The organism is Streptomyces sp. NPDC048383, from assembly GCF_040651775.1.
Taxonomy (GTDB): domain Bacteria; phylum Actinomycetota; class Actinomycetes; order Streptomycetales; family Streptomycetaceae; genus Streptomyces.
Map to the genome: position 1 here is coordinate 88,728 of NZ_JBEZKS010000029.1, position 8,763 is coordinate 97,490.

Genomic DNA, 8,763 nt, shown 5'->3' on the forward strand with positions numbered 1-8,763 from the left:
GGCTCCGGGCGCCGGCCTGTGTGCCGGGCCCCGCCCCAGAGAACGGCAACCCTGAGCCGTCCGTCCTTGTGCCGGTCATCGTAGCCCCAGTCCCGAGATCGCCACACCCTGTCACCAAGATGTCACTGTGCACGAAGCGGAAACGTGAACGGAGGGGAAGGTTCCCCTTCGCCCCGCCCATCACGTGCCCGCCCGAAGATCGGTGCTCACTCGTCGCGCATGTGCTGCTCCATCACCGACAACAGGTAGTCGGGCTCGACCGGCTTGGTGACGTAGTCGGACGCCCCGGAGTCGATGGCCTTCTCCCGGTCGCCCTTCATCGCCTTCGCCGTCAACGCGATGATCGGCAGCCCGGCGAACTGCGGCATCCTGCGGATCGCCGAGGTCGTCGCGTACCCGTCCATCTCCGGCATCATGATGTCCATCAGTACGAGCGCCACGTCGTCGTGCTGTTCCAGGACCTCGATCCCCTCCCGCCCGTTCTCGGCGTAGAGCACCGCCAGCCCGTGCTGCTCCAGCACGCTGGTCAGCGCGAAGACGTTGCGCACGTCATCATCGACGATGAGCACCCGCTCGCCGTGGAAGTCGTACGTCCGCGGCGGCGTCGGCAGCGGCTCCTGCACGTCCCACCCGCCCCCGTCCGCCTGCCCGGGCACCTCACCGCGCGCCGGCGCCTCCGGTTGCGCCTTGCGGCGCCGCCGGAACAGCGCCGACGACCCCTGACCGGTCGGCTCCGCCGCGGGCAGCGCGGCCCGTACCGGAGCGGCGGACAGCGGGGCCGGCGCGTACGGCACCGGCTCGGGCCGCGCCTCCTCGGCCGCCCTGCGGTACTCCCCGCGGGCGCCGCCCGGCGTGGGCGGGGCGTACCCCTGCGGGGGCAGCTCGCTCGGGTGGAGCGGCAGGTACAGGGTGAAGGTCGATCCCCGGCCGGGCTCGCTGGCCGCGTGGATCTCCCCGCCCAACAGTCGGGCGATCTCCCGGCTGATGGACAGCCCGAGGCCCGTGCCCCCGTACTTGCGGCTCGTCGTCCCGTCCGCCTGCTTGAACGCCTCGAAGATCACCAGCATCTTGCTCGCCGCGATCCCGATGCCGGTGTCGGTCACCGAGAACGCGATGAGGTCGGCGTCCGCCTCGCGCAGCGATCCGGCTTCCAGCAACTGTTCGCGGATCGCGGTCGGCACGTCCCCGCCGGCGGGTCGGATGACCAGCTCCACCGCCCCGGTGTCGGTGAACTTCACGGCGTTCGACAGCAGGTTGCGCAGCACCTGAAGGAGCCGCTGCTCGTCGGTGTGCAGCGTCGCCGGCAGCTCCGGGGACACCCGCACCGAGAAGTCCAGGCCCTTCTCCGCGGTCAGCGGCCGGAAGGTGGCCTCCACGTAGTCCACGAGCTGGACCAGCGCGATCCGCGTCGGCGAGACGTCCATCTTGCCCGCCTCGACCTTCGACAGGTCGAGGATGTCGTTGATCAGCTGGAGCAGGTCCGAACCCGCCCCGTGGATGGTCTCCGCGAACTCCACCTGCTTCGGCGAGAGGTTCTCGTCCGCGTTGTCGGCGAGCAGCTTGGCCAGGATCAGCAGCGAGTTGAGCGGGGTCCGCAGCTCGTGGGACATGTTCGCCAGGAACTCGCTCTTGTACCGCATCGAGACCGCGAGCTGCTCGGCGCGCTCCTCCAGGACCTGCCGGGCCTCCTCGATCTCGGTGTTCTTCACCTCGATGTCCCGGTTCTGCTGCGCCAACAGCTCGGCCTTCTCCTCCAGTTCCGCGTTGGCGGCCTGAAGGGCCTTCTGCCGGTTCTCCAGCTCGTCGGAGCGCTCGCGCAGTTGCTCGGTCATCTCCTGCGACTGCTTGAGCAGCACCTCCGTCTTGGAGTTGACGGAGATGGTGTTGACGCTCGTACCGATCATCTCGGCGATCTGGCTGAGGAAGTCCTTCTGGATCTGCGTGAACGGCTGGAAGGCCGCCAACTCGATGACGCCGAGCACCTTCCCCTCGAAGAGCACCGGCAGCACGATCACGTGCGCCGGCGGCGCCTCGCCGAGCCCCGAGGAGATCTTGAGGTAGCCGGGCGGAGTGTTCTCGACGAGGATCGTCCGCTTCTCCTCGGCGACCGCCCCGATCAGCCCCTCCCCCGGCCGGAAGGAAATGGGCATCTGACCGCCCGCGTAGGCGTAACTCCCGCGCATCCGCAGCTCGTACGAGCCCTCCGCGCCGCCGTCCGTCCCGATCTCGGTGGTGCCGCCGGTCGGCAGCGCCAGGAAGAAGGCCCCGTGCTGCGCGGACACCACCGGGGTCAGCTCGCTCATGATCAGCGAGGCGACGTCGTCGAGTTCCCGGCGACCCTGCATAAGGGCCGAAATCCTGGCCAGATTGCCCTTGAGCCAGTCCTGTTCCTTATTGGCCAAGGTGGTGTCGCGGAGATTCACGATCATCGTGTTGATGTTGTCCTGGAGGACCTGGATCTCTCCCGCCGCGTCCACGTCGACCTTCAGGCTCAGATCGCCTCGGGTCACCGCGGTGGCGACGGCCGCGATGGCGCGCACCTGCCGGGTCAGGTTCCCGGCCATCTCGTTCACCGACTCGGTCAGGTCGCGCCAAGTGCCATCCACGTCCCGCACCCGGGCCTGGCCGCCCAGGATGCCCTCGGTGCCCACCTCGCGGGCCACCCGGGTCACCTGATCGGCGAAGGAGGACAGTTGGTCGACCATCGTGTTGATGGTGGTCTTGAGCTCCAGGATCTCGCCGCGCGCGTCGATGTCGATCTTCTTGGTCATGTCGCCCTTGGCGATGGCGGTCGTGACCATGGCGATCTGCCGCACCTGCCCGGTGAGGTTGGAGGCCATGAAGTTCACCGAGTCGGTGAGGTCCTTCCACGTCCCCGAGACACCGGGCACGTGCGCCTGCCCGCCGAGCCGGCCCTCCGTACCCACCTCGCGGGCCACCCGCGTGACCTCGTCCGCGAACGAGGACAGGGTGTTCACCATCGTGTTCACGGTGTCGGCGAGTTGCGCGACCTCGCCACGCGCCTCGACGGTGACCTTCTTCGTCAGATCTCCGTTGGCGACCGCCGCCGAGACCTGGGCGATCCCGCGCACCTGCGCCGTCAGGTTCCCGGCCATGGTGTTGACGTTGTCGCTGAGGTCCTTCCAGATGCCGGTCACCCCGCGGACCCGGGCCTGGCCGCCCAGGATGCCCTCGGTACCCACCTCACGGGCCACCCGGGTCACCTGCTCCGCGAAGGAGGACAACTGGTCCACCATCGTGTTCACGGTCGTGACGAGTTCGAGGATCTCGCCCTTGGCGTCGACCGTGATCTTCTTCGAGAGGTCGCCCATGGCCACCGCCGTGGTCACCTCGGCGATGTTGCGCACCTGCGACGTCAGGTTGTTGGCCATGAAGTTGACGGACTGCGTGAGGTCCTTCCAGGTCCCGGAGACCCCCTTGACCTCGGCCTGGCCGCCGAGGATGCCCTCGGTGCCCACCTCACGGGCGACGCGGGTCACCTGCTCGGCGAAGTTCGAGAGCTGGTCGACCATCGTGTTGAGGGTGTTCTTCAGCTCCAGGATCTCGCCCCGGGCGTCCACGTCGATCTTCTGCGACAGATCACCACGGGCCACCGCCGTCGCGACCTGGGCGATGTTGCGGACCTGCGAGGTCAGGTTCCCCGCCATGCCGTTCACCGAATCGGTCAGGTCCCGCCAGACCCCGGCCACCCCGGGCACCTGCGCCTGACCGCCGAGCCGGCCGTCCGTACCCACCTCACGGGCCACCCGCGTCACCTGCTCGGCGAACGCCGAGAGCTGGTCGACCATCGTGTTAATGGTGTTCTTCAGCTCCAGGATCTCGCCCCGGGCGTCCACGTCGATCTTCTGCGACAGATCGCCCCGCGCCACCGCCGTCGTCACCTGCGCAATTTGGCGGACCTGCGAGGTCAGGTTCCCGGCCATGAAGTTGACCGAGTCGGTGAGTTCCTTCCAGGTTCCGGAAACCCCCTCGACCCGCGCCTGACCGCCGAGCCGACCCTCCGTACCCACGTCCCGCGCCATCCGCGTCACCTGGTCGGCGAACGACGACAGCTGGTCGACCATCGTGTTCACGGTGTTCTTCAGCTGGAGCATCTCGCCCGAGACGTCCACGGTGACCTTCTGCGACAGATCGCCGTTCGCCACCGCCGTCGTCACCTGCGCGATGTTGCGGACCTGCCCGGTCAGGTTCCGGAAGGCGGTGTTCACCGAGTCGGTGAGGTCCTTCCACGTCCCCGCCGCACCCGGCACCTGCGCCTGACCACCCAGCTCGCCCTCGACGCCGACCTCACGGGCCACCCGCGTCACTTCGGCACCGAAGGACTGGAGCTGGTCGACCATCGTGTTGACGGTGTTCTTCAGCTCCAGCATCTCGCCGGCCACGTTGACCGTGACCTTCTGCGACAGATCGCCGTTCGCCACCGCGGTCGTCACCTGGGCGATGTCACGCACCTGCGTGGTCAGGTTGCGGAAGACCGTGTTCACCGAGTCGGTGAGGTCCTTCCACGTCCCCGCCGCACCCGGCACCTGCGCCTGACCACCGAGCAACCCCTTGGCGCCGACCTCGCTCGCCACCCGCGTGACCTCGTCCGCGAACGTACGCAGCGTCTCGGTCATCTGGTTGATCGTTTCGGCCAGTTGCGCCACCTCGCCGCGCGCGCTGACCCGCACCTTCTGCGACAGGTCACCGTTCGCGACGGCCGTCGTGACCTGCGCGATCCCGCGCACCTGGGCCGTCAGGTTGCCGGCCATGGTGTTGACCGAGTCGGTCAGGTCCTTCCACACGCCCGCGACGCCGGGCACCTTCGCCTGACCGCCGAGTTCGCCCTCGGTACCCACCTCGCGGGCCACCCGGGTCACCTCGGACGAGAACGACGACAGCTGGTCCACCATCGTGTTCACGGTGTTCTTCAGCTGGAGCATCTCGCCGGCCACGTGCACCGTGACCTTGCGCGACAGATCGCCCTTGGCCACCGCCGTCGTCACGAGAGCAATGTCACGCACCTGAGCGGTGAGCCGGTACGCCATCGTGTTGACGGAGTCGGTCAGGTCCTTCCAAGAACCGGACATTCCGCGCACCTGCGCCTGCCCGCCGAGCTTGCCCTCGGTCCCGACCTCCAGCGCCACCCGCGTCACCTCGTCGGTGAACGCGGACAGCTGGTCGACCAGGTTGTTGACCGTACGACCGACCTTGAGGAACTCCCCGCGCAGCGGGTGCCCGGCCCCATCCGAGGCCTGCGTGCGCAAGTCCATCCGCTGGTCCAGATCACCCTCGGCCACCGCCGACAGCACCCGACCGACTTCGGACACCGGCCGGGCGAGATCGTCCACCAACTGGTTCGAGGCGTCGATCGCGGCCGCCCAGGAACCCTCGCAGGCACCCGTTTCCAGCCGTTCGCTCAGCTTGCCCTCACGGCCCACCATCCGCCGGACCCGGGACAGTTCACCGGTCAGGTGGAGGTTGCGGTCGGCAACCTCGTTGTAGACGGCGGCGACCTCCGCCATCACACCGTCGCCGGAAACCGTCAGCCGCTTGCGGAAGTTCCCGTCCCGCATCGACACCAGGGCCGTGAGCAGCCGGTTCAGAGCGGCGGTATCGACCTCCGTCGTACCTCCGCGCCGGGACCGGCCCCCCTTGGGGCGCGTTCCCGCACGCCGCACCGCTGCTCCAGACTCCACCGTGTCCCTCCCGAAAGGGTCGACCACTGTTCCACCGGACATCCGACTATCCAAAATCCGGCTCTCCAAGCCTGCCCAGTGTTTCACCCCGGCCGAACCCGGCCATAACACTCCGGCACCATCGCACACCGGCCGTACCCTGCGGGTGGAATCCCCCACGACGGCCTCCTTGCCACCGCGAAGGTAAGTAACCTGGCATCCGATGTCCCACCGCGTCGAAGGAGACTTGTGATCACGGCACGGGCGGCTGCCAGTTTCGACCCCCAAGGGCGCTCGGTCGCCGCTGCCCGCGCGTTCGTCCGCGACACCCTGCAGGGCTGGGGTTTCGCGGACATCGTCGACGACGCCGTGGTCCTCACGAGCGAGCTCGTCACGAACGCCGTCGTGCACGCGGGGACCCGGGCCGAGGTCCTGTGCCTGCGCGCCGAGGACGGCGTACGCGTCGAGGTCGCCGACCGGTACCCGGAGCGCGAGCTCCCGCTCGCCCACCCCGGTGAGCGCCCCTACGCCGACCCCGACCGCGAGAGCGGCCGCGGCCTGATGCTGTGCGCCGCCCTCGCCACCCGCTGGGGCGTCGAGTACACGGCCACCCACAAGCACGTCTGGTTCCGCCTGGACCCCCCGGACCGTCCGGTCGGTACCCGCTCCGCGGGCCCCGTCGTACCGGACCAGTTCCTGCCGCTCGCCGAGAGCCGGGTCCGCGTCGCCGTGATCCAGGTCGACGCCTCGGACTCCGTCGCCGCCTGGAACGAGGACGCCGAGCAGATCTTCGGGCACCCCGCCGAGAAGGTCGTGGGCCGCCCGCTCGCGGAACTCGCCGCCTGGCCGCAGACGCCGGGCACCGGCACCGGCATCGCCGAGGCCCTGCGCCTGTCCCGCTGGGAGGGCAGCTACGGCATCCGCGGCGCCGACGGCCGGGTCATCCCCGTGTACGCCTCCCACCTGCGGGTCCGCGACGCCCACGGTGAGCCCTCCATCGTCTGCCTCCTCGTCCACGACGACGAGCGCGCCCTGCTCCAGACCCCCGTGCGCATCCCCACCGACGGGGGCCACCCGGGCGAGAGCCGCCCGGTCGACCCGTTCGAGGTGTTCATCGGCTCCCCCGCCCCGGACGACCTGGAGAGCCTGCTCCAGCGCACCGTGGAGCGCGCCCGCGACATGCTCGACGCCGACGCCGCCTTCCTACTGCTGGCCACGGACGACGAGACGGAGTTGGAGGTCCGCGCGACCACCGGCCTGCCCTCGACCCGCCAGCGCTTCGCCCGGGTTCCCGTCGAGGCGGGCACCAACCGGTACGGCTCGGCCCGCATGCCCGCCGTCCACGACGACCTCGCGGCCGTCCCCGGAGCCGTACCGCTCCTGGAGTCGACGGGCATGCGCTCGGCCGTCACGGTCCCCCTCAAGGTCGAGGGCCGCCTCACCGGCTCCCTCGGCATCGCCGCCGAGGGCCCCGGCCGCTACACCAACGAGGAGGCCCTGCGCCTCCAGTTCGCCGCCGACCGCATCGCCCTGGCCGTCGAGTCCGCCCGCCTCGGCGAGCTGGAACGGCTGCGCCGCGGCTCCCTGTCCTTCCTCGTCGAAGCCTCCGACCTGTTGGCCGGCACCCTCGACCGGGACCAGACGCTCGCCCTCATGGCCCAGATGACCGTTCCGACCCTCGCCACCTGGTGCGCCGTCTACACGATCGCCGACCAGGCATCGGACCCGTACCTCGCCTACGTCCTCCACGAGGACGAGGACAACATCGACGGGCTGAAGGCCCTGCTGTCCCGGGTCAGCCCGCCCGAACCGGTCCGCGAGGCCGGCGCCCGCCCGTGGGCGGCGGCGGCCACCGCGGTCGGAGGTGACTCCGTCGTGCTGCCCCTGTTGGCGCGCAACCGCGTCATCGGCATGCTCACCCTGGGCAAGCCCCGCGAGGAGCACTTCCGCCAGGAGATCCTCGAACTGGCCGACGACCTCTCCCGCCGAGCGGCCTTGGCCCTCGACAACGCACGGCTGTACTCCGAGCGCACCGCCATCAGCCGCTCCCTCCAACGCAGCCTCCTGCCGCCCGGCTCCCCGGCCATCCCGGGGATGGAGGTGGAGGTCATCTACCGCGCCGCGGGCGAGGGCAACGAGGTGGGCGGCGACTTCTACGACGTCTTCCCGATCCGCGACGGCGTGTACGGCTTCGCCATCGGCGACGTCTGCGGTACGGGCCCGGAAGCGGCGGCCGTCACCGGCCTGGCCCGGCACGCCCTGCGGCTGCTGGCCCGCGAGGGCCTCGGCGGCCCGGCGGTCCTGGAGCGCCTCAACGCCGCCATCCTCGACGAGGGCGCCCGCAGCCGGTTCCTCACCCTCCTGTACGGCGAGCTCCACCCCCAGCCGGACGGCAGCGCCCTGATGAAGGTCGTCTGCGCCGGCCACCCGCTCCCGCTGCGCCTGCGCCCGGACGGTGAGGTCACCCCGGCCGCGGAACCGCAGCCCCTGCTGGGCGTCATCGACGACCTGGACCTGTACGAGCAGACGCTCACCCTGGAGCCGGGCGACGTCCTCCTCTGCGTCACGGACGGTGTGACGGAACGCCGCGAGGGCGCCCGCATGCTGGGCGACGACGGCCTCGCCGAGGTCCTGACCACCTGTACCGGCCTCACCGCGGGCGCGGTCGCCTCCCGCGTCCTGCGCGCGGTGGAACGTTTCGCGGCGGAGCCCGCCTCGGACGACATGGCCATCCTCGCCTTCCGCGTCCCCCACCAGCGCGAAGGTGCCTGACTCCGCCACCCTTGATGCCCTGCTTGGAATCCGCTGGTTGCGGCCGCTGCGAGCAGGGCATCGGCACGACCCTCGACCTCAAAAGCCGCTGGAACGCAAAAAAGGCCCCCGCCTGAGGCGGGAGCCTTTTTTGTCTTACCTGAGCCCTTTAACGGAATCGAACCGTTGACCTTCTCCTTACCATGGAGACGCTCTACCGACTGAGCTAAAAGGGCGGGTTGTTCGGCGGCGTCCTACTCTCCCACAGGGTCCCCCCTGCAGTACCATCGGCGCTGAAAGGCTTAGCTTCCGGGTTCGGAATGTAAACCGGGCG

2 protein-coding genes, 1 tRNA gene and 1 rRNA gene are annotated in these 8,763 nt (G+C 69.8%); 1 reads left to right on the forward strand and 3 read right to left on the reverse strand.

Annotation, left to right across the window (positions count from 1 at the left end):
* Window positions 1-206 precede the first annotated feature (206 nt).
* Window positions 207-5,699 (reverse strand): HAMP domain-containing protein, encoded by a 5,493-nt coding sequence (locus AB0D46_RS20820; protein WP_362879355.1) that lies wholly within the window; start codon window positions 5,697-5,699, stop codon window positions 207-209.
* Window positions 5,700-5,927: 228 nt separating this feature from the next.
* On the opposite strand from AB0D46_RS20820, the gene AB0D46_RS20825 reads away from it, so the two are divergent.
* Window positions 5,928-8,450 carry a SpoIIE family protein phosphatase gene (locus AB0D46_RS20825; protein WP_362879357.1) on the forward strand — a complete coding sequence of 841 codons (2,523 nt, stop codon included), beginning with the start codon at window positions 5,928-5,930 and terminating at the stop codon, window positions 8,448-8,450.
* 142 nt (window positions 8,451-8,592) lie between these two features.
* Here the strand turns inward: AB0D46_RS20825 and AB0D46_RS20830 are convergent.
* A tRNA-Thr gene (locus AB0D46_RS20830) sits at window positions 8,593-8,665 on the reverse strand.
* Between the two features lie 5 nt (window positions 8,666-8,670).
* Window positions 8,671-8,763 (reverse strand): 5S ribosomal RNA (gene rrf / locus AB0D46_RS20835); the annotation flags it as partial.